Consider the following 19462-nt stretch of genomic DNA (forward strand, 5'->3'; position numbering starts at 1 on the left):
GTGGGAGGCCACCCTGAGGGGCCCGGTTTGGCCATTCGCGGGTCATCGCGTAAATTGGTCTCGATTTGGTAACGCAGCCCGACTGCTCCGTCAGCCGGGCTGTTCTGTGTCGTGAGAGGAAACCCTTCGTATGAGCAGGTACCGCGGAACTCACCGCGGGCGCCACGCCCGTCCATCCGAGGGACCCCTGACGCAGGCGCTCGGCGTCGTGCGTCGCCCCGCTGTCACGGCCGGGATGGCCCTCGCCCTCGTCGGGACCGGAGCCGTCGGTGTCGGCACCAACGACGCCGTCGCCGACTCCGAACCCTTCACCCTCAGCGCGTCCGCGGTGAGCCAGGCCGCGCTCTCCGCGAAGGAGAGCTTCGCCGACAGCAACCGCATCTCGAACGAGCGAGCCGGCGCCAACGCGCAGCGTTCCGCCGTCGAGGCCAAGGCCCAGGCCGCAGCGAAGGTCAAGGCCGACGCGGCCGCCGCAGCTGCCAAGGTCAAGGCTGCAGCCCTCGCCAAGGCCCGTCTGGCCGCTTCGCAGAAGGCCGCCCGCGACCAGCAGCGCGCCTCCCTCATCGCGGGCGCCCAGGCCGACCCTCGTGGTGCGGCCCGTGCGCTCATGAGCGACTACGGCTTCAGTGGCGACCGCCAGTGGGGCTGCCTCAACCTCCTCTGGGAGGGCGAGAGTGCGTGGAACTTCAAGGCCGAGAACTCCTCCTCTGGTGCCTACGGCATTCCGCAGAGCCTGCCCGCCAGCAAGATGGCCAGCGTCGGCGCGGACTACCGCACCAACCCGGTCACCCAGATCAAGTGGGGCCTGAACTACATCAAGCAGTCCTACGGAACGCCCTGTGGCGCCTGGGACTTCTGGAACAACCGCTACCCGCACTGGTACTGAGGGACCGCGCCTCGCGGACGCTCTCCGCCGAGGCTGATCGACCCGGAAACAGGTGCCCGTTTCCGGCCAGCATGCTCTAATTCCTGCTGTGACCGCGAGCAGTTCGGTGACGCTCGACGCGTCCAAGCCCTCAGGACCGCAGTCGGCGAGCTATGTCGCCGGACTGACCGGTCTGCGCGGCTTTGCGGCCATGAACGTGGTCCTGGTCCACGTCTCTGTGCTCACGCCCCACGCGTGGCTGGGTCTGCACGGCTTCGGCCCGATCGCGCTGTTCGTCCTCTCGGGATACCTCCTGATCAAGCCGTGGTCCAAGGCGGCCGTGACCGGTCGGGCCCTGCCATCGCTTCGCTCGTTCGCGATCAGGCGAGTGCTCCGCATCTTCCCCGCCTACCTCGTGTGTCTCGTGCTCGTGGCGATGCTCATCCCCACGTCGCAGCCGCACGGCAGTGCGCAGTGGCTGCGGGCGCTGACCCTCACGACGATCTACTCGGGTGACTACGGCCCACCCGCGCTGTTCCACACGTGGAGCCTCTGCGTCGAGTTCGCGTGGTACGTCTTCGCGCCGATCATGGGTGGGCTCGTCGTCCTCGCCGTGCGCAGCTCGCGGCACGGCCCCGCACGCGGGCTCACGGCCCTGGCCGTCTGCGCGCTCGTGACCCCGGTGTTCCTCCTGTGGGAGGAGCGCGGCCTGGACGCGGCGCAGTCGAGCGCTCACTTCTGGCTACCCGCCTGGCTCGCGGCCTTCGCCCTGGGCGCCATGGTCTGCCATGTAGAGACGATGCATCAGGCGGGCAGGACGTCCGCTGCCGTGAAACTGCTCGTGGGCCTCGCGTCGAAACCAGTGGTGCTGCCGATCCTCGCCGTGGTCCTGCTCTATGTCGTGCAGTCACCGACGCTCGGTGGCGGCTACAACTTCGAACCCACGACGGCGACCCAGGACAACACGCGCTACTTCGCGAACATCGGTCTTGCCCTGGTGCTGCTCGTGTCGATCATCTTCTCGCCGCGCCCCAGCATCATCGCCCGCGTCTTCGCGACGCGCCCCATGGAGGCGCTGGGCCGGTGGTCCTACGGCATCTACCTGGCCAACCTGCCGCTCGTGCACGTCATGTCCTCGCACTTCCCGTCGTCCACGCCGGGTGAGTTCATCGTGCGGGTGGGTGCGATCACGGCCGCGAGCATCGGCCTGGGAGCGGCCGCCTACGCGCTCATCGAGCGTCCGGCGATGGATCTGTCCCGTCGCCTGACCTAGCACTGAGGGCCGGCTCGGCGTCGTTCTCGTTCTTGGGGCCAGTCTCGGGCTCGTCGTCGTCGAAGTCGTTCCTCGTGCCCGTGGTGAACCCACCGACGATGTAGCCGCCGCCGATGGTGGCCAGCAGGGCGAGCACGACGAGTCCGACGCCCTCGAAGAACTGGCTCTGGGTGGACTGACCGCAGAGCGCTGTGGTCATGGCGTTGCCCGTGGGGGAGAGCGCTGACCCGCACCGGAGGAGGGCCGAGTCCGAGCCGTGCGTGAAGACAGGCTGGAGGAGCCGGACGACGCCGAAGGCGGCCACGGGGACACCCACGATCGACGCGACGATGGCGCCCTGGAGGAAGCCTTGGGTGGGGCGCCGGCTGGCGAGCAGCTGCCCTGCGCCCAGCAGCACGACGCCGGCAGCGATCAGACCCATCACGAGCACGCGGGCGGCCTTCCAGTCGTCGACGCACACGACGGCGGCAAGGTTGTCACCCATGGGGGAGGCCGGGGAACCGCATCCGAAAGGGCGGAGGTTGGCGCCCGGCACCGACAACGGTCGCAACCACACGATGACGGCGGCGGCGAAGAGCAGGAGCGCCACGACCCGGAAGGCTCTCACCGTCCGGTCGCCGCCAGGTCCTGACTCGATGGCGTCATTCACGATGGGCTCCTCCGGACTGAATGGGCGTGTTCCGGGGTCAGTCTGAACGAGGTGGGGGCCGATGAGGGGCGGTTGCGCGATTTCGCGAGGTCAGCCGTCGGGACAGCCGTCAGGGCGCCGGTCCCGTCAGAGGCGGCGCAGGCGAATGTTCGTCACGGCGTGGTCGGCACCCTTGGAGAGCACCAACGTGGCTCGGTCACGGGTGGGCAGGACGTTGCGCAGCAGGTTCGGCTCGTTGATCCGCTCCCAGATCCCCGCAGCGGTCTCGCGCGCCTCGGCGTCGGTCAGCGCCGCATACCGGTGGAAGTACGACTCAGGGTCCGCGAACGCGGTCTCACGCAGTCGGAGGAAGCGCTCGATGTACCAGATGCGCAGCTGCTCCACGGGGGCATCGACATAGACCGAGAAGTCGAAGTAGTCCGACAGCACCTGACGCGTCCGCAGGTCCGAACGCACTGTCGCTGGCTGCAGCACGTTGAGTCCCTCGACGATGAGGACGTCCGGCTGGTCGACGACGATCTCGGCCCCCGGAACGATGTCGTACGTGAGGTGCGAATACACGGGAGCGACGACACGCGGCATACCGGATTTCACGTCTGCGACGAAGCGCAGGAGAGCCCGGCGGTCGTAGGACTCGGGGAAACCCTTGCGCTGCAACAGTCCTCGCGCCTCGAGGTCAGCGTTGGGGCGGAGGAAGCCGTCGGTCGTGATGAGGTCGACCCGGGGCGTCTGCGGCCAGCGACGCAGGAGCTCGCGCAGGACGCGCGCCGTCGTCGACTTGCCCACGGCCACCGACCCGGCGATGCCGATGACGAACGGAACCTTCGCCGGCCGGTCGCCGAGGAAGTCGGTCGTGACCCGGTGCAGCCCGGCCGTCGCGTTGACGTAGAAGGCAAGCAGACGCGACAGGGGGAGGTAGACCTCCTCGACCTCCCGCAGGTCCACGCGGTCACCGATGCCTCGGATCCGGCCGATGTCGCCGGGGGTGAGGCTCAGCGGGTGGTTCTCCCGACGGGCCGCCCAGTCGTCGCGGGAGAAGTCGAGGTACGGCGAGGGCACGACCGCCGTCGGCTCGGACCCGGACGGGGGAACTGGCCCGGACGGGGGAACTGCGGGCGTGACAGACACGCGCGCCATTGTGGCGCACATGCGGGGTGAGCGGACGGCATACGCCGTCGTCGGCGCGCGACGCGGTGGTTCGGGAGACGCGATCCGAGCCATTACGCTTGCGGCCATGTGTGGAATCGTCGGATATGTCGGCAGTGCCATGGATGATCGCGCCGAGAGCGTGGTCATGGAGGGCCTGGCTCGCCTGGAGTACCGCGGCTACGACTCGGCCGGTATCGCCCTCGTCACCGAGGAGGGCGTCCAGTCGGACAAGCGCGCAGGCAAGCTCGAGAACCTGCGCAGCGCCTTGGAAGCCCACCCCCTCGCCCCCTCGCGCACGGCGATCGGTCACACCCGCTGGGCGACCCACGGTGGCCCCACCGACGGCAACGCCCACCCCCACCACGGTGGCAACGACGACAAGCTCGCCCTGATCCACAACGGCATCATCGAGAACTTCCACTCGCTCAAGAAGGAGCTCCTCGCCGAGGGCGTCGACTTCCTCAGCGAGACCGACACCGAGGTCGCGGCCAAGCTCGTCGGCCGCGCGTTCGACCAGACCGGTGACCTCACCCAGGCCATGCAGCAGGTCGTCAACCGCCTCGAGGGTGCGTTCACCCTTCTCGCCGTGCACGCCAACCAGCCCGGCGTCGTCGTCGGTGCCCGTCGCAACAGCCCACTCGTCGTCGGTCTCGGAGAGGGCGAGAACTTCCTCGGCTCCGACGTCGCCGCGTTCATCGGCTACACCCGCCACGCGCTCGAGCTCGGCCAGGACCAGATCGTCACGATCACCCCCGAGGGCCACGAGGTCATCACCTTCGACGGTGAGCCCGCCGAGGGCAAGGCCTACGAGGTCACCTGGGACGCCGCGGCCGCCGAGAAGGGTGGCTACGCGACGTTCATGGAGAAGGAGATCTTCGACCAGCCCCACGCCGTCGGCGACACCCTCCTGGGTCGCACCGACGAGAGCGGTCGTCTCGTCCTCGACGAGCTCCGCATCAGCGAGGAGCAGCTCAAGAACGTCGACCGCATCACCGTCGTCGCCTGCGGCACTGCGGCGTATGCCGGCATGGTCGCGAAGTACGCCATCGAGCACTGGACCCGCATCCCGGTCGAGGTCGCCCTGGCGCACGAGTTCCGCTACAGCGACCCCATCGTCAACGAGCGTTCGCTCGTGGTGAGCATCAGCCAGTCCGGCGAGACCATGGACACCCTCATGGCCGTCAAGCACGCCCGCGAGCTCGGCGCGCTGACGATCTCGGTCTGCAACACCCACGGCTCGACGATTCCACGCGAGTCCGACGCCGTGCTCTACACGCACGCCGGACCCGAGATCGCGGTCGCCTCGACCAAGGCCTTCCTCGCGCAGATCACCGCCTGCTACGTCCTCGGCCTCTATCTCGCCCAGCTGCGTGGCGGCGCCTTCGCCGACGACGCGCAGGCCGTGATGAAGGAGCTGCACGGAGTCCCCGCCAAGCTCGAGGAGCTCCTGGGCAACATGGACCGGGTCAAGGAGATCGCCCGCTTCATGGCCGACACCCGCTCGGTGCTCTTCCTTGGCCGCAACGTCGGCTACCCCATCGCCATGGAGGGCGCGCTCAAGCTCAAGGAGCTCGCCTACATCCACGCCGAGGGCTTCGCGGCCGGCGAGCTCAAGCACGGCCCGATCGCGCTCATCGAGGCCGGCCAGCCGGTCTTCATCGTCGTCCCCGGACCCGACACGCCGCACGAGCTGCACAAGAAGGTCGTCTCCAACATCCAGGAGATCCGCGCTCGCGGCGCTCGCACCATCGTCATCGCGCAGGAGGGTGACGAGGACGTCGTGCCCTTCGCCGACGAGGTCATCCGCGTGCCCCAGACGTCGCCGCTCCTCCAGCCGTTGCTGACGGTCGTGCCGTTGCAGATGTTCGCGCTGCACCTCTCGACGGCCAAGGGTCTCGACGTCGACCAGCCGAGAAACCTCGCCAAGAGCGTCACGGTCGAGTGACGTGATCGTCGGCACCGGGATCGACGTCGTCGACATCGCGCGTTTCGCTGAGACGCTCGAGCGCACGCCGGGGTTGCTCACGCGCCTGTTCACCGAGAGTGAGCGGGGGTTGCCGATGCGTTCTCTCGCAGCGCGATTCGCGGCCAAGGAGGCCCTGGCCAAGGCCCTTGGTGCCCCCGTTGGCCTGGCCTGGACCGACGCCACCGTGGTGCGCGACGAAACCGGTCGCCCGAGCATCGAGATGATCGGGACAGTGGCCGCGCGCGCCGCCGAGCTCGGCGTGAAGCACATGCACGTGTCGCTGTCCCACGACGCAGGGATTGCTTCTGCCGTCGTCATTGCGGAGTCCTGAGTACCCCAACTGCAGAGGATCCACCTGTGATCGAAGCGTGGTCGCCCGAAGACGTGTATGCCGCCGAGGCAGCTCTCGAGGAGGAGCTTGCTTCGGGTGAGCTCATGGCCCGAGCTGTCGAGGGCCTGGCCGACGTCGTCGCGGCTCGCGTCTCGCAGCTCGGCGCCGAGACCGTCGTCGCCCTCGTGGGCGGCGGAAACAACGGAGCAGATGCCCTGTATGCCGTGGCTCAGCTCGCCGAGTCCGGCGTCAGTTGCGCTGCCGCAGTGGACCTTTCGCGCGTCCACGAGGGCGCGCTCGAGGCGGCGCGGGCTGCCGGCGTCGTGCTGGTCTCGGGCGCAGAGGCGCTGGAGGACATCGCGGAGGCCGACATCGTGCTCGATGGGATCGTCGGGCTGGGCGGACGTCCGGGGCTCCCGGAGCAGGCGGCGGCGTGGGTCGCGGCCATCCCCGACGACGCGCACGTGATCGCGGTCGACCTGCCCTCCGGTCAGGCGGCGGACGGTTTGGGGTTCGACCCCGATGGTGTCCTCGCCGACGAGACGGTGACGTTCTCGGTGGCCAAGCCCGTCCACCTCCTCCCACCGACCGAGCAGGCGTGCGGCATGCTCACCGTCGTCGACATCGGGCTCACCTTCGACACCGGTCCGGCCGTCGTCCGTCTGACCTTCGATGACGTCGTCGACGTGTGGCCGGTGCCCGGCCCCGAGGACGACAAGTACTCGCGGGGCGTCGTCGGCATCGTCGCCGGTGGCGAGAACTATTCGGGCGCAGCGGTTCTCGCTGTCACGGCCGCCGTCGAGGCCGGTGCCGGGATGGTGCGCTACGTCGGCACGCCCACGCCCGAAGGGCTCGTCCGTGCCGCCGTCCCCGAGGCCGTCCACGGTGAGGGCCGCGTCCAGGCCTGGGTCGTCGGACCCGGGCTCGACATCACGTCCACGCGGCGTGACGCGACGACCCAGCTCGAGGTCGCCCGCGTGGCGCTCGGGGGCGAACAGCCCGTGCTCGTCGATGCCGGGGGGCTTGACCTCGTCGACGACGACGTCATCGAGGCCCGTCGTGGTCGTCCCACGCTCCTCACCCCCCACGCTGGCGAGCTCGCGACCCTGCTCACCCGCCTCGGCGCCAGCCGGCGGTCGCGCAAGAGCATCACGGTCGAGCGTGCTGCCGTCGAGGCCGAGCCCCTGCGTCACGCGCGCGCCCTCACCGAACGCACCGGAATGACTGTCCTGCTCAAGGGTTCGACGACGCTCGTCGTGCCCGCCGACCCGAGCGAGCCGGTGCGCTCCCAGGCCGACGCGCCGCCGTGGCTCGCGACCGCTGGCGCCGGCGACGTCCTCGCCGGGCTCATCGGCACCCTCCTCGCCGCCGGCCTTTCTCCTGCCGACGCGGGCGCCCTCGGTGCCCTCGTCCACGGGGTCGCCGCCGACCGAGCCAGCGCGGGAGGTCCGGTACGCGCCCTCCGGGTCGCCCACGGCATACCCGAAGCAGTGGCACACCTCCTCACCCGAGGGTGAACCCCAGCGCCGTCCAGGACAGCCCCCACCTAGACTTGATCGCCTCATGACCACGCCAGCTGCCCCCGTCTCCGCCGCACCGCCCGAGGGCGTCTCGGCATGGGTGACGATTGACCTCGCCGCGATCGCCGACAACGTCCGCGAGCTCGATCGACGCTCGCCCGGCGCCGAGGTCATGGCGGTCGTCAAGGCCAACGGCTACGGCCACGGACTGGTCCCGAGCGCCCGCGCCGCCGTCGCCGGTGGCGCGACCTGGCTTGCCGTGGCCCAGTTCAACGAGGCCCTCGACCTGCGGGCCGCCGGAGTCACGACCCCGTTGCTGACCTGGCTCTATGCGCCGGGGGTCGACTTCGGCGCGGCCATCGACGCCGACATCGACATCTCGGTCTCCGCGCCGTGGGCACTGGACGCGGTCGTCGCCGCCGCACGCGCACGGGGCCGCGCCGCCCGCATCCACGTCAAGGTCGACACCGGCCTGGGGCGCAACGGCGCCCTGGGCCAGGGCTGGACCGATCTCATTGCCGCCCTCGGGCCCGTCGTGGCCGAAGGCGCCGTCGAGGTCATCGGCGTCTGGTCCCACTTCGCGCGCGCCGACGCCCCGCAGGACCCCACCGTCCTGGGCCAGCGCGACCGCTTCGTCGAGGCTGCCGAGGAACTCGAGCGGGCCGGCATACGCCCACAACTCCGGCACCTCGCGAACTCCGCCGCCACGCTCACCAACCCCAACGCCCACTTCGACCTGGTGCGCCCCGGCCTCGCGGTCTACGGACTCTCGCCCGTGCCCGATCTCGGTTCGCCGCAGGACTTCGGGCTGCGCGAGGCCATGCGGGTCACGGCCCGTCTGGCCCTCGTCAAGGAGGCGTCGACGGGGCAGGGCGTGAGCTACGGCCACATCTACACGACCCCCGAGGACACCGTGCTGGGGCTCGTGCCCATCGGCTACGCCGACGGCATCCCGCGGCACGCCGGGAACGTCGGACCGGTCAAGGTCGGCGATCGTCGTCTCACCGTGGCCGGCCGGGTCTGCATGGACCAGTTCGTTCTCGACCTCGGAGCGGGGTATGCCGGCGGTGCCGGTGACGAGGTCGTCATCCTTGGCCGTGGGGTCGACGACGAGCCGACGGCCCAGGACTGGGCGACGGCGATCGACACGATCAACTACGAGATCGTCACGCGCATGAGCGACCGGTTGCCTCGGGTCTTCATCGGTGGGGACGTCTGATGGTCAGCGTGGGCAGGGCGATGGGATTCGGCGCGGCCGCGGCGGCTGCGGCCGGTGCTGCAGCGGCCGGCGTGGCCGTGGATCGCGCGGCAGCGGCCCGGCGTCGCCTGGGTGCGCTCGATCCTGCCGACGGGTTCGCGCACAGGGCCGACCTCGAGCTCAAGGTCATCGCCAGCGACGGGCTCAACCTCCACGTCGAGGTCGACACGCCGGACGACCTCGACCCCGCGCTGCCGACGATCGTCATGTCGCACGGCTACTGCCTCAGCCTGCGCGGTTGGGTGCTGCAGCGGCGTGCGTTCGTGCAGGCCGGCTACCGGGTCGTCCTCTGGGACCAGCGCAGCCACGGCGAGTCCGAGAAGTCGGAGCTCGCGCACTGCACCATCGACCAGCTCGCCAACGACCTGCGCGCCGTCATCGATGCGACCTGCCCGGACGGCCCGCTCGTCCTCGTCGGCCACTCGATGGGTGGCATGACGACGATGGCGTTCACCCGCCTCCACTCCGAGCTCGTGCGTGAACGCGTCACGGCGGTGGCGTTCGTCTCGACCGCGGCCGGGGGAGAGGGCCTCACCGACCTCGGGATGGGACCGCTCGTCGGCCGCGCCATCGGCCAGGCGGGTCCGCGCGTGCTCTCGCGCCTTGCTCCGCACCAGAAGTGGTTGGCGCCCGTGCGTCGCATCGGACGCAACGTCGAGGACCTGCTCGTCGACCGCTTCTCGTTCGACTCACCGGTGAGCGAGGCGACCGTGCGCTTCGCCGCCGACCTCATCCTCGCCACGCCGTTCGAGGTCATGGCGGCGTTCCTTCCGGCGCTGCGGATGCATGACGAGCACGAGACCCTGGCCGCCCTGCTCGACAAGCAGGTTCTCGTCATCAACGGCACCGGAGACCTGCTCACGCCGCCGCAACGCAGCGAAGAGATCGTCGAGCGCCTGCCCGGTGCAGAGCACGTCGTCGTCGAGGAGTCCGGGCACCTCATCATGCTCGAGCACCCCGAGGTCGTCACGGGCCAGATCCTCGCCCTCATCGACCGCGCCGAGGCCGATGCCGCGGCCGGCATCGCGGTGAGCGACAAGCCCCGGGTGCGCCGCAAGGTCATCGACATCGCCAAGGGTCGACTGGTCCGTCGGGCCAAGGCGGCGTCGAAGTCCCCGGAGAAGGCCGAGGCCCGGGCCAAGAGCCCAAGCAAGGCGAGCTCATGAGCGGGCGCGTGTTCGCGACGGCCGACGACACCCGGGCCTTCGGCGCGGACCTGGCCAGCGAGCTGCGGGCAGGCGACCTCGTCATCCTCACGGGAGGGCTCGGGGCCGGCAAGACCACGCTGACCCAGGGCCTGGCCGAGGGGCTCCGCGTGCGTGGCCCCATCACGTCACCGACGTTCGTCATCGCACGCATCCACCCGTCGCTCGTGGGCGGCCCGTCGCTCGTGCATGCCGACGCCTACCGCCTCGGCGGGATCTCAGAGCTGGACGACCTCGACCTCGACGCCTCACTCGAGGACAGCGTGACCGTGGTCGAATGGGGCCAGGGCGTCGCCGACGACCTCTCCGACGACCGGCTCGAGATCGTGCTCCGCGCCGACCCCGGGACCGAGTCACGAACCGCCGAGATCATCGGCCACGGCGAACGCTGGAAGGACGGTCTGTCGTGCTGATCCTCGCCATCGACACCTCCACCTCCGCCATCACGGTGGCGCTGCACGACGGGACCCGGGCCATCGCGCAGGGTTCCCACCTCGATGCGCGCGCCCACACCGAATGGCTGGCCCCTCTCATCTCGACGTGTCTGTCCGACGCGGACAAGCAGCCGTCCGACCTCACCGGCGTGGCCTTCGGCGTCGGCCCCGGCCCGTTCACCGGGCTGCGGGTCGGCATGGTCACCGGTCTCACGATGGGGCACGCCCTCGGTGTCCCCGTCCACGGAGTCTGCAGCCTCGACGCCCTCGCAGCACAGGCAGCCGAGCTCGTCGCCGACGGCGAGCTGCTCGTCGCCACTGACGCGCGCCGCAAGGAGGTCTACTGGGCCCGGTATGCCGTCCGGTCCGGTTCCGTGGAGCGCCTCACCGAACCTGCCGTCGACCGCCCCGCCGACCTCCCCGACGAGGTGCGCGCCCTGCCGAGCGCTGGTCGTGGCCCGGTGCTCTATCCAGAGCTGTTCGCCACGGCCCTGCCGGTCCTCGACGTCGACGCCGCCGTGCTGGCAGCCGTCGCCGTCGCCCGGATCGAGACAGGAGAGCCGATGCCGGTCGAGCCGCTCTACCTGCGTCGCCCCGATGCGCTCACGACGGCCGAACGGGCGGCACGCAAATGACCGCCGAGGTGGTGACGGGACTGCGCGAACTCGCGTGGACCGACATCCCGGGCCTCGTGGCACTCGAGGGCGAAGCGTTCCCCGACGACGCGTGGGCCGAGGCCTCGTGGTGGGGCGAGCTGGCCGGTAGGCCTCGCCGCGACTACGTGGTCGTGCACCGCGAAGGTGAGCTGGCGGCATACGCCGGTCTTGATCACGGCGGCCAGGTCGCCGACCTCATGACGATCACCGTCGCGCCCCGACACCGCGGAACGGGTCTGGGCGTCCAGCTCCTCGACGAGCTCGAGTCGCGGGCGACGACGGCCGGGGCTGAAGCCCTGATGCTCGAGGTGCGAGCCGACAACGCACCGGCGCGTGCGCTCTACGACCGACGTGGCTATGACGTGCTCACTGTGCGTCGCGCCTACTACCAACCCGGCAACGTCGATGCCTTGGTCATGCGAAAAATGTTGGCACAGAACGGAATTGAGTCATGAGCGCCGAGCAGCCGCTGGTCCTCGGCATCGAGACGTCCTGCGACGAGACCGGCGTCGGCATCGTTCGTGGCGAGACCCTGCTCGTCGATGCCGTCGCCAGCAGCGTCGATGACCACGCGCGCTTTGGCGGTGTCGTGCCCGAGGTCGCCAGTCGCGCGCACCTCGAGGAGATGGTGCCGACGATCGAGCGGGCCTGTCGCGAGGCGGGGGTGCAGCTGCGGGATCTCGATGCCATCTCCGTGACGTCCGGACCGGGACTGGCCGGTTCGCTCATGGTGGGAGTGGCCTCCGCCAAGGCACTGGCGCTCTCGCTGGGCATCCCGCTCTACGGCGTCAACCACCTCGCGTCACACGTGGCCGTCGACATCGTCGAGCACGGCCCGCTGCCCGAGCCGACGATGGCACTGCTCGTCTCCGGCGGGCACTCGTCGCTGCTGCTCGTCCCCGATGTCACGTGCGACATCCGCAGCCTTGGCTCAACCATCGACGATGCTGCGGGCGAGGCCTTCGACAAGGTGGCCCGGGTCCTTGGTCTGCCGTTCCCCGGTGGCCCGCACATTGACCGCATGGCGCGGGACGGCCAGGTCACCATCGACTTCCCGCGCGGGCTGACGACGGGGCGCGACATGGAGCGCTACCGCTTCGACTTCTCGTTCTCGGGGCTCAAGACCGCTGTCTCACGGTGGGTCCAGGCCAAGGAGGCCGCGGGGGAGCCAGTGCCGGTCGCCGACGTTGCCGCGTCCTTCCAGGAGGCTGTCGTCGATGTGCTGACCCGCAAGGCAGTCCTGGCCTGTCGGGAACAGGGCGCCGAGAACCTGCAGATCGGTGGTGGCGTCGCGGCGAACTCACGACTGCGGGCGATGGCCCAGTCCCGCTGTGACGCCGCGGGTATCGAGCTGCGGGTCCCGCGCCCCGGACTGTGCACCGACAACGGCGCCATGGTGGCTGCCCTCGGCGCCCAGATGGTCGTCAAGGGCCGCGACGCCTCACGACTCGACCTGCCCGCAGACTCATCGATGCCCGTCACCCAGATCCAGAACTGACCTCGGCCTCACCGCTCACTTGCAGGTGACGAGGCCCATGCGTTCCTTGAGGGCGATGACGCGCAGCACCGAGGACTCGAGCTGGGTGGCGAAGGCCTCGTCGGCGCGCGCCTTGTCCGCGAGCGCCCTGGCCATCGTCGGCACCGACTTCGGGTCGCCGGTGAGGAGGATGTCGCCGCCGGCCGAGATGTAGTCCACGGCACGCTTCGCTGCGGGGATCGAGCGCACCGACTTGGCGTTGATGTCATCGGTGATGACGACGCCCTCGAAGCCGAGCTTGCCGCGGAGGAGGGTGGTGATGATCGGCTTGCTGAACATCGCCTGCGTCTTCGTGGCGTCGAGCCCCGGGTAGCGAGCCGAGCTCACCATGACGAGCCCGGCACCCGCCTTGACCCCGGCGGTGAACGGCGCGAGGAAGGGGTCCTTGGGCGTCGCCACGGTGTCGGTGATGCCGGTCGTGTTGAAGTCGGTGTTCTTCTGGACGCGCCCCAGCCCGGGGAAGTGCTTGACCGTGCCCATCACACCACCTTCGATCATTCCCTTGAGGAACGCGGTCGAGGCCTTGGTGACCGTTGCGGGCGTCGAGCCGTACTGACGGCCGTACTTGCCGATCGGCTCGTTGGCGGTGCCGATGTCGGCGGGCACCGTGTCCGTGACCGGGGCGAGGTTGACGTTGATCCCCACGGCCTTGAGCTCGCCGGCCCAGACCTTGGCGGCGGCGGTGAGCTGCGAGGGGGACATCTGCGCCTGGACCTTGGCCGAGGGCACCTTGGAGAAGCCTTCGCCGCGCAACTGCCGCACCTCGCCGCCTTCCTGGTCGGCGGCGAGAAGCAGGGGTATGCCGGCCGTCGCCGCAGTCGTGGCCTGCGCCTGGAGGTGTGAGCTGGTCTGCTTGACCCGGGCCGCGCCGTCCCAGCCGCCGAGGTAGATGACGTTGCCGACGTGCTGGTCGGCGATGAGCCCGTCCAGTGCGGTGCGGGATGCCGAGGTGTCGAACGCGACCATGAAGAGCTGCCCCAGGGACTGCTCCTCCGTGAGTGCGTCGGCCTTGCTGCGGGCGCAGGCGCTGACGTTCGCCGGTTCGCCCGTCGCGGGCCCAGACGCAGAGGTGCTCGCGCTCGCCGAGGGGGATGGCGTGGGAGACGCGCTGCTTGGTGTGGTGTCCGTTGCCGATCCCGTGCCTGCAGGGCTGCTGGAGGTGTTGCTGTCCGGGGTGTCGCCTCCACCGCAGCCTGCGGCGAGGACGCCCGCGAGGGCGATCGCGACGGTGGCGGTGAGGCGGCGGCGGGCAGAGGTCGTGGAGCGGGAAGTCACCCCACGACGCTAGCCGACGCACGGCATACGCTCGGCCCATGGCTCTTCCTGTGATCCTCGACGTCGACACCGGAGTCGACGACGCGTGCGCCCTGATTCTGGCGACGCTCCACCCCGACCTGGACCTTCGCGCCGTCACCTGCGTCGGCGGGAACGCGCCCCTCCCGGACGTCGTCCGCAACACGCTCACCGTCCTCGAGGCATGTGGCGCGAGCGCGGTCCCGGTCGGTGCCGGGGCGTCGCATCCGCTGCTCGAACGGCCGGTCGACGCGCGTCACGTCCACGGTGACGACGGCATGGCCGACCTGGGTTGGCCGGCGCCTCGAGGCGCTGTCGACCCGCGTCATGCGGTCGACCTCTTGCGCGAGACGATCGACGTCGCGGCGGCCGAGGGAACGCCGGTCACGCTCGTGCCCCTGGCGCCGATGACCAACATCGCCCTGCTCGCGCGCATGTACCCAGAGTCGTTCGCCCGAATCGGCCGCATCGTCTTCATGGGCGGCGGCGCGATGGTGAGCAACGCGACCGCATCGGCGGAGTTCAACGTCTTCCACGACCCGGAGGCCACGGCCATCGTGCTCGACGCGAGCGTTGACCACGACGTGTCCGTGACGATGTATGGCCTCGACGTCTTCTACGGACCCCAGATCACCCTCGCCGACGCAGACGAGCTCGCTGCCCTCGACGATCGCGGTCCCGGCGCCCTGGGAGCCGGTCTGATGCGGTTCATGAGCAAGCGTCTCACCAGTGACAGCGCCACGATCGGCGACGCCGGCGCGGTGGCGCTGCTCATCGATCCCGGGGCCGTGCGGACCGAACGACTACCCGTGCGCGTCGAGCTCTCCGGCACGTGGACTCGCGGCCGCACCATCGTCGACACCCGCGACTGGTCCGGCGACATGAAGCACGACCCGCACGGACTCGCCCACGCGCAGCACGTCGAGGTTGCCCTCGAGATCGACGGACCGCGCGTCGCCCGCCTCTGGGTCGACACCATCAAGGGCGCCCACTGATGGGCCGCGTCATGGTCCTCGGGTCGCTCAACGTCGACCTCGTCACCCGCGTCGAACGCCACCCCAGCCCCGGCGAGACGCTCCTGGGTGAAGGGCTGGACCGACTGGCCGGTGGCAAGGGCGCCAACCAGGCCGTCGCAGCTGCAGCCGCCGGTGCCGAGGTGCTCATGGTCGGGTGCGTCGGAGACGACGGCGGAGGAGCGGCCTATCTCGAACGCCTGCGCGACAGGGGAATCGACGTGTCCCGCGTCCGCACTGTCGCGGGCGAGGCCAGCGGTCACGCCCTCATCGCCGTCGACGACCGAGGCGAGAACAGCATCATCGTCATCCCCGGCGCCAACGGCCTCCTTGACGCCACCGAGATCGCCGCGGTCGACGCTCTCGGCCCCGGTGACGTGCTCCTCCTGCAGCTCGAAGTACCGCTCCCGGTGGTCTGTGCCGCCGCCCGGCGGGCGGCGCACGTCGGTGCCCGAGTCGTCATCAACACCGCACCGTATGCCGCCCTCCCGGCCGATGTGATCGCGCTCGGCGACCCGGTGGTCGCCAATGAGCACGAGATGGTGGCCCTTGCCGAGTCCGGCGCCGAACCCGCCTCACTGCTCGTGACCTTCGGCGCCAACGGCGTCACCTGGGACGGCGAGACCGTCCCGGCACACCGGGTGGATCACTTGGCAGTGCGCGACACCACAGGGGCGGGAGATGCCTTCTGCGGCGCCCTGGCCGCAGCCCTCGCCACCGGAGCCGACCGCGCCGGAGCCCTCGAGGCAGCCTTGTCAGCGGGAGCCGCCGCAGTCCAGCATGTCGGCGCTCAGCCCGACCCCGCCCTCTGACCCAACCTTGCGTCTGCGGATGTGGTTGCCGGAACCGCCGAATCCGCAGACGCCAGGGATGGGTTAGGCGGGGGAGACGATGAGGGCCGTGGGGGCTCCGCCGACGCGCGTGAGCACGACCGTGGCCTGCTCGCCGCTGCCGGCCTTGGTCCCGATCTTGAGGTCGCGGCGCAGCTGCTCGTCGTCGAGGCGGATCCCGCGCTTCTTGATCGTCAGGCCGGTGACGCCGTGTTCGCGAAGCCAACCACGCAGGCTCTTGACGGTGAATGGCATCGCCTCGTGGACGGCATACCGGCGCGTGTAGGACAACGACACGTTGCGTGAGGTGAGGACGTAGCCGGTGCCCTCGTCGGACTCCATGCCTTCGGTGCTGCGGGTGACGGCGCCGACGAGTCCGGCTCGGATGACCGCCTTGTCGACGTCGTGGAGCCAGGTGCCCACGTCGACCAAGGACGCAGCCGTCGGTGGCACGGGGTCAGCCATGGACTCGGTGACCACGGACGGTGACGAGTCCGGGCCCATGACTCGCGCGGTGCGACCACGGGCCATGACGAGGGGTCCCCACCAGATGGCGCACTCGACGACGTCGCCGGCCCACGAGGTCCACTGGGCCTCGGTGCCGTTGGGGATCGCGGCGTGGTCGAAGCCGGGGCTGAGCTTGACCCCCGTCGCGGGCACGACTGCGGCGACCTGCTGCACGTAGTCCCAGGACGGCGAGATCTCTTCGAGGCGGAAGGTGCGGCGGGTGCGACCGGTGATGTCGGCGACGCCGCGGGTGCGACGGGCCGGGTCGAGCCAGGCACCCACCCGGTTGCGTCCCGGGTCGAAGCCGAAGTCGGCGTCCTCGGCGTGGCCTACGCGGGCGCGCGAGTCCGGCCACGGCCGCAGGTTGGCGTCGGCAACGGCGGCCGTCACGGGGTCGGAGTCGACGGCGCGCACGGTGACGCCGAGCGAGGACAGGGTCACGGCGTCGGCCCCGATGCCACAACCCAGGTCATGGACCTGCGCCAGACTCGCCCGACTGAACCGATGGGCGTGAGCGACGGCGACCTCCAGGCGGGTCGCCTGCTCGAGCCCGTCAGGGGTGAAGAGCATGTCCGCAGCGAACTCGCCGAACTTGGCCGTGGCCCTCGCGCGCAGCCGTTGTTGGGTCAGCGCAGCAGCCGTGAGGTCCGAGGAGTGTCCGGCACGGCGGAGGCGGTCGTGGAGCGTGAGGACGTCGGAGTCGCTGTAGGGCGGGAGGGAACGCAAGAGCTCCTGCCCCTCAGGGGCAGCAAGGGCCCTCACCGTGCTCACGTCCACGGAGCAACCTTCTCATTGCGTCCTCCGGGTCGCCGCGTGCGGCATCCGCTGGGCGGGTGCCGCACGCGTGGGGGACGCGAGGGGTTCAGCTCCCGAAGGTCAGGGTCGACCAACCGGAACCGATCTTGAGACGGGTTGCGAAGCCACCAGTGCCCGTGCCGCGGTAGGCCCACAGGGCCCCGGCCGAGTCCTTGGCGACGAGGTCGACGGCGCCGTCTCCGTCGACGTCACCGAGGCCGGTGAAGCCCGAGTAGGTGGCGAAGCCGCTGCCGATCGTCTTGGCCCCGAGGTAGGCGCCGGTCTTCGAGAACCGCAGGAGGAACAGCGCGCCCGCGTCGCTCTTGGCCATGAGGTCGGTCCCGCCGTCACCGTCGAAGTCGCCGATGGCCTCGAGCTCGCGCAACCCGCCCCAGCCGGCGCCCTTGCTCACGCGCGACTTCCAGGACCCGGTCCCGGTGCTGGGGTAGAGCCACAAGGTGCCGGTCGCGTCGCGGCCGAGGAGGTCGACGTTGCCGTCGCCATCGAGGTCGCCGGGCGCGATGACCGCGGTGAAGCTCTGCCATCCCGAACCGACGGTCGAGCTGGAGGCGATCGTGCCCGTACCCGTCCCGCGGTCGAGCGTCAGCGTTCCGGTCGTGGATCGGCGCAGGAGGTCGGGTATACCGTCACCCGAGAAGTCTCCCGGCGCCAGGATCTCCGGCACGGCGGGGTGGCCCGACGTGATCGGGGTGCGTGCGAGCCAGCCACCGCGACCGTCGGTCGGGTAGTTCCACAGGACCCCTGAGGAGTCACGGGCGATGAGGTCCGAGAACGCGTTGCTGGCGAAGTCGGTGCCGACCGACGAGCCCAGCGGGATGAGATAGGTGGACCGCAGGTTGAGCCTGGTGCGGAAGGTCTCGGCACCAACAGCCACGGAGGTCGCCGTGCCGTTGAGGACGATGGTGTCGGCCCGCCCGCCGAAGAAGGCGCCCTTGCCGTCGCGACCGATGCTCATCGAGACGAACTGTCCGATCGATGACCAGTTGTCCGTGATGGCACTGACCGGCATCGTCAGGTAGGTCCACGTGTCGGGGGCATCGACGAACACCCCGTCGTAGGGGTCGGCCTTGGCCACCTGGTAGGCCACACCGGAGCCCACGATCTGACCACCGTTGGTCGAGCTGAACTCGGTGTTGGCGATAGTGGTGCCGTACTTGCGGATCTGGCCCGAGGTCCCGGCCACGGCCGCGTCGGAGTTCGGGTGCTCGGGGTTGGCGCTCGTCAGGCCGGGGTACACCTGGCAGGACGTCGTGTCACAGATGTCAGAGGTGTAGGGACTGCCCAGTCGCGCTGCGGCATACGTCCGCGCAGCGACGGCCTGGGCCTTGACTGCCTCGAGGCCCCATGATGCCGGCATCTCTGCGGGGACGACCGACCGGAGGTAGCTGTCCATGAGGACGACGTTGATGGTGGCGGTGAACCCGACGAGGCCGGGTCGGTTGTCCTGCGCCGCGCGGATCCCGCCGCGGTACTGGCGCTTGCCCGACGGCGTCCTCACGCTGAGGACGGAGGAACCGATGGAGCCGTCACCGACGAAGGTGAGGTCCGCGGCCGTGCCGAAGCCCGGGCACGTCGTCGGGTAGTTCCACCACCCGACGAACCCGTTGACGTTGGGGTAGTAGCTCTGGACGTTCCACTTCCCACCGCTGAGGGGTTGGACTCGCCATTCCGTGGCGCCCGGCTGCGTCAGCGCCGCCGTGCAGGTGCCGTCGGTGAGGGTGAGGCCGGCTTCGTCGTAGACCGAGGTGGCTGAGGTGCCCAGTGCACTGAGGCGAACGCGCACCTGCGGGTTGCCAATGCTGGCGGAGGTCGTCCCCGGGTAGTAGAAGTCGAGGATCTGCGCGACTGTCCTGCCCTGACTGGCGGCGCCGCGCGCCCCCCACTGCGACATTCCTCGCCCATGCCCGAAGCCGCGCCCGCTTAGCCCGATGACCGGCCCCGTGCTTGCCGCCGCCGTCTTGCCTCCCGCCTCAGGCGTCGCGTCCTCGGCGACGCGTTGGGTGGCCAACGTGTCCGCGGCCGGCTTCGCCGCGGTGGTCGAAGCCACCGGCGCGGTCGTGCCTCGCGGGGCAGCGGACGAGGCGTTCGCAACAACGGTCATCGGTGCGGCAAGGAGGACCGCGGCAGCCGCGATCGAGGTCAGACGGTTCATAGGATCAG

General features: G+C 70.2%; 18 protein-coding genes. 13 read left to right on the plus strand and 5 right to left on the minus strand.

All coding sequences use genetic code 11. The annotated features are described in order from the left end of the window. Positions 1-130 precede the first annotated feature (130 nt). Both JNB_RS17005 and JNB_RS20675 read left to right on the plus strand, forming a co-directional pair. Positions 131-886 carry a hypothetical protein gene (locus JNB_RS17005; protein WP_040883948.1) on the plus strand — a complete coding sequence of 252 codons (756 nt, stop codon included), beginning with the start codon at positions 131-133 and terminating at the stop codon, positions 884-886. Between the two features lie 88 nt (positions 887-974). Continuing rightward, positions 975-2138: an acyltransferase gene (locus JNB_RS20675; RefSeq protein ID WP_009777760.1), complete on the plus strand. Its 1164-nt coding sequence runs from the start codon at positions 975-977 to the stop codon at positions 2136-2138. Here the strand turns inward: JNB_RS20675 and JNB_RS17015 are convergent. Both JNB_RS17015 and coaA read right to left on the minus strand, forming a co-directional pair. Further along, positions 2095-2787: a hypothetical protein gene (locus JNB_RS17015; RefSeq protein WP_009777761.1), complete on the minus strand. Its 693-nt coding sequence runs from the start codon at positions 2785-2787 to the stop codon at positions 2095-2097. The genes JNB_RS20675 and JNB_RS17015 overlap by 44 nt on opposite strands. Before the next feature lie 126 nt (positions 2788-2913). Further along, positions 2914-3924 (minus strand): type I pantothenate kinase, encoded by a 1011-nt coding sequence (gene coaA, locus JNB_RS17020; protein WP_083784519.1) that lies wholly within the window; start codon positions 3922-3924, stop codon positions 2914-2916. A 97-nt stretch (positions 3925-4021) separates the two neighbouring features. On the opposite strand from coaA, the gene glmS reads away from it, so the two are divergent. From glmS to tsaD, 9 genes are read left to right on the plus strand one after another with little or no spacing between them, the layout of a single operon-like run. Then, on the plus strand, positions 4022-5881 hold the full coding sequence (gene glmS / locus JNB_RS17025; protein WP_009777763.1) for a glutamine--fructose-6-phosphate transaminase (isomerizing): 1860 nt from the start codon (positions 4022-4024) through the stop codon (positions 5879-5881). Between the two features lies 1 nt (position 5882). Continuing rightward, positions 5883-6233, plus strand: coding sequence for a holo-ACP synthase (locus JNB_RS17030; protein ID WP_009777764.1), 351 nt, complete (start codon positions 5883-5885; stop codon positions 6231-6233). Between the two features lie 26 nt (positions 6234-6259). Then, entirely contained in the window at positions 6260-7750 is a 1491-nt protein-coding gene (locus JNB_RS17035; RefSeq protein ID WP_009777765.1) for a bifunctional ADP-dependent NAD(P)H-hydrate dehydratase/NAD(P)H-hydrate epimerase, read from the plus strand. A 46-nt stretch (positions 7751-7796) separates the two neighbouring features. Beyond that, positions 7797-8972: an alanine racemase gene (alr, locus tag JNB_RS17040; protein ID WP_009777766.1), complete on the plus strand. Its 1176-nt coding sequence runs from the start codon at positions 7797-7799 to the stop codon at positions 8970-8972. Then, entirely contained in the window at positions 8972-10177 is a 1206-nt protein-coding gene (locus tag JNB_RS17045) for an alpha/beta fold hydrolase (RefSeq protein ID WP_009777767.1), read from the plus strand. The genes alr and JNB_RS17045 overlap by 1 nt, the downstream gene beginning before the upstream one ends. Next, positions 10174-10629 carry a tRNA (adenosine(37)-N6)-threonylcarbamoyltransferase complex ATPase subunit type 1 TsaE gene (tsaE, locus tag JNB_RS17050; RefSeq protein WP_009777768.1) on the plus strand — a complete coding sequence of 152 codons (456 nt, stop codon included), beginning with the start codon at positions 10174-10176 and terminating at the stop codon, positions 10627-10629. Before JNB_RS17045 ends, tsaE begins: the two co-directional genes overlap by 4 nt. Further along, positions 10623-11285: a tRNA (adenosine(37)-N6)-threonylcarbamoyltransferase complex dimerization subunit type 1 TsaB gene (gene tsaB / locus JNB_RS17055; RefSeq protein WP_009777769.1), complete on the plus strand. Its 663-nt coding sequence runs from the start codon at positions 10623-10625 to the stop codon at positions 11283-11285. Before tsaE ends, tsaB begins: the two co-directional genes overlap by 7 nt. Further along, positions 11282-11761, plus strand: a complete 480-nt coding sequence (rimI, locus tag JNB_RS17060; RefSeq protein WP_009777770.1) for a ribosomal protein S18-alanine N-acetyltransferase — start codon at positions 11282-11284, stop codon at positions 11759-11761. Before tsaB ends, rimI begins: the two co-directional genes overlap by 4 nt. Continuing rightward, positions 11758-12804: a tRNA (adenosine(37)-N6)-threonylcarbamoyltransferase complex transferase subunit TsaD gene (tsaD, locus tag JNB_RS17065; RefSeq protein ID WP_009777771.1), complete on the plus strand. Its 1047-nt coding sequence runs from the start codon at positions 11758-11760 to the stop codon at positions 12802-12804. Before rimI ends, tsaD begins: the two co-directional genes overlap by 4 nt. A gap of 15 nt (positions 12805-12819) precedes the next feature. Here tsaD and JNB_RS17070 read toward each other — a convergent pair whose 3' ends face one another. Next, positions 12820-14118, minus strand: coding sequence for a glycoside hydrolase family 3 N-terminal domain-containing protein (locus tag JNB_RS17070; protein ID WP_040883950.1), 1299 nt, complete (start codon positions 14116-14118; stop codon positions 12820-12822). 38 nt (positions 14119-14156) lie between these two features. Between JNB_RS17070 and JNB_RS17075 the strand changes: the two genes are divergently transcribed. Next, entirely contained in the window at positions 14157-15131 is a 975-nt protein-coding gene (locus JNB_RS17075) for a nucleoside hydrolase (RefSeq protein WP_040883951.1), read from the plus strand. Further along, positions 15131-15961 carry a PfkB family carbohydrate kinase gene (locus JNB_RS17080; protein ID WP_009777775.1) on the plus strand — a complete coding sequence of 277 codons (831 nt, stop codon included), beginning with the start codon at positions 15131-15133 and terminating at the stop codon, positions 15959-15961. Before JNB_RS17075 ends, JNB_RS17080 begins: the two co-directional genes overlap by 1 nt. Before the next feature lie 63 nt (positions 15962-16024). Here the strand turns inward: JNB_RS17080 and JNB_RS17085 are convergent, their stop codons facing one another. Both JNB_RS17085 and JNB_RS20685 read right to left on the minus strand, forming a co-directional pair. Beyond that, positions 16025-17263: a class I SAM-dependent methyltransferase gene (locus tag JNB_RS17085; RefSeq protein ID WP_009777776.1), complete on the minus strand. Its 1239-nt coding sequence runs from the start codon at positions 17261-17263 to the stop codon at positions 16025-16027. 85 nt (positions 17264-17348) lie between these two features. Further along, positions 17349-19454 (minus strand): SpoIID/LytB domain-containing protein, encoded by a 2106-nt coding sequence (locus tag JNB_RS20685; protein ID WP_009777777.1) that lies wholly within the window; start codon positions 19452-19454, stop codon positions 17349-17351. Positions 19455-19462 lie beyond the last annotated feature (8 nt).

The sequence above is a fragment of the Janibacter sp. HTCC2649 genome (genome assembly GCF_000152705.1).
Taxonomy (GTDB): Bacteria; Actinomycetota; Actinomycetes; order Actinomycetales; family Dermatophilaceae; genus Knoellia.

What these genes read in the sequence shown, in the direction of transcription:
- JNB_RS17005 (WP_040883948.1), top strand. Translation starts at nt 131, where the DNA reads ATGAGCAGGTACCGCGGAACTCACCGCGGGCGCCACGCCCGTCCATCC.
- coaA (WP_083784519.1), bottom strand. Translation starts at nt 3,924, where the DNA reads ATGGCGCGCGTGTCTGTCACGCCCGCAGTTCCCCCGTCCGGGCCAGTT.
- glmS (WP_009777763.1), top strand. Translation starts at nt 4,022, where the DNA reads ATGTGTGGAATCGTCGGATATGTCGGCAGTGCCATGGATGATCGCGCC.
- alr (WP_009777766.1), top strand. Translation starts at nt 7,797, where the DNA reads ATGACCACGCCAGCTGCCCCCGTCTCCGCCGCACCGCCCGAGGGCGTC.
- JNB_RS17045 (WP_009777767.1), top strand. Translation starts at nt 8,972, where the DNA reads ATGGTCAGCGTGGGCAGGGCGATGGGATTCGGCGCGGCCGCGGCGGCT.
- tsaE (WP_009777768.1), top strand. Translation starts at nt 10,174, where the DNA reads ATGAGCGGGCGCGTGTTCGCGACGGCCGACGACACCCGGGCCTTCGGC.
- rimI (WP_009777770.1), top strand. Translation starts at nt 11,282, where the DNA reads ATGACCGCCGAGGTGGTGACGGGACTGCGCGAACTCGCGTGGACCGAC.
- tsaD (WP_009777771.1), top strand. Translation starts at nt 11,758, where the DNA reads ATGAGCGCCGAGCAGCCGCTGGTCCTCGGCATCGAGACGTCCTGCGAC.
- JNB_RS17075 (WP_040883951.1), top strand. Translation starts at nt 14,157, where the DNA reads ATGGCTCTTCCTGTGATCCTCGACGTCGACACCGGAGTCGACGACGCG.
- JNB_RS17080 (WP_009777775.1), top strand. Translation starts at nt 15,131, where the DNA reads ATGGGCCGCGTCATGGTCCTCGGGTCGCTCAACGTCGACCTCGTCACC.
- JNB_RS20685 (WP_009777777.1), bottom strand. Translation starts at nt 19,454, where the DNA reads ATGAACCGTCTGACCTCGATCGCGGCTGCCGCGGTCCTCCTTGCCGCA.